The organism is Enterovibrio gelatinilyticus (assembly GCF_028683095.1).
Classification (GTDB): domain Bacteria; phylum Pseudomonadota; class Gammaproteobacteria; order Enterobacterales; family Vibrionaceae; genus Enterovibrio; species Enterovibrio gelatinilyticus.
This window is the reverse complement of sequence record NZ_JAJUBC010000082.1, coordinates 1-1,157: the sequence shown is the minus strand read 5'-3', so window position 1 is coordinate 1,157 and position 1,157 is coordinate 1. Positions and strand designations below refer to the sequence as shown.

The window sequence follows — 1,157 nt, the reverse complement described above, 5'->3', positions numbered from 1 at the left end:
AGTCAGCCCAATGAGCCTCTAATACTTGGGTTGCCTATTTACCCAAGGGAGATAAACACCCAACACATTATCATGGCGACGGATTAACATGTTCAGAAAAAAGAAAAACCAAGAACTCGACTTAAAGCAACAAGAACCTTACGCAGGCGAACGCCGAAAGTTTCTTTCAGGGGAAGCCGTCTTTTTTTCACCAAAGCCAATGCCTGCCTATTTTGTTAAAGACGATGACCTTGTACCGTCTTCAGAAATACTCGACATCAATGATACCTATATGGACATTGGCGCACGTTGCCAAGGCAAAGCATTTCAAGTTCAACTGGGGCATATATGCGTTAATGCCGTCGGCCTTTTCACTTTCATTGTGCTTGTCTGTGTTGCCTATTCGAATAGTAATATTACAGGTGGTCCGTATCTCGATGAGTTTCTCAGAGGTTTTAGTGAATTAGAGACTGTCCTTTATATATTTTATGCCATATTCGGTGGAGTGGTATGGTTCGTCACCATCAAAACGTCGTTCGATTATGCACGCCAACGCCCCATTCGCTTTCATCGCCAACGCCGCGAAATATGCTATTACCCAGATGGTAGCAATACCCCAGTGATCGCACCTTGGGAGCAAGTGGTTTCTTGGGTTGCTTTAACAAGAGGCACAACGGGCACCAACGTCATGACAACCTATACATTCGGCATGGCCATTCCTACACCTGACGGCAAAGATTATTGGCTTTTACGCCAACCCGTCTACTCAGTCGGTGAGGCTCAAAGAAAATGGGAAACCATGCGCATATACATGGATGAACCTAAAAAGAAGTGGCCAAAACCTCTTCCGTTTGTCAAAGAAGACCGCGCCATGTTTGATGCAGAACGGAAACGTATCTGGTCTAAATTCCTAAAAGGTCCGAGAAAGTGGGTATCATTCAAATTCACCGATCCGGCAGACTCGTATTTCACCTTATTTTCATATTATTTCTATCATATTCTCGCATGCTGGAAGATCCCATACATGGTTTCAGAGTGGACTGATAAATTGAATAAAAAGCCATTGCCAGAAAATATCAATGAATGGTCAAAACCACTCCCAAAAGAAAAATGGAAAAAACCCAGTGAAGAGTTACTAGCGCAAAAAGCAGTAATAATGAAACATTTCGAAGCTGGTG

Annotated in this window: 1 protein-coding gene; it reads left to right on the top strand. The window is 43.2% G+C overall.

Features of this window, described 5'->3' with window-relative positions; all coding sequences use genetic code 11:
- Positions 1-88 precede the first annotated feature (88 nt).
- Positions 89-1,157, top strand: a 1,069-nt coding sequence (locus LRP50_RS25275; RefSeq protein ID WP_274167156.1) for a hypothetical protein, incomplete at its 3' end; no start/stop codon positions are given.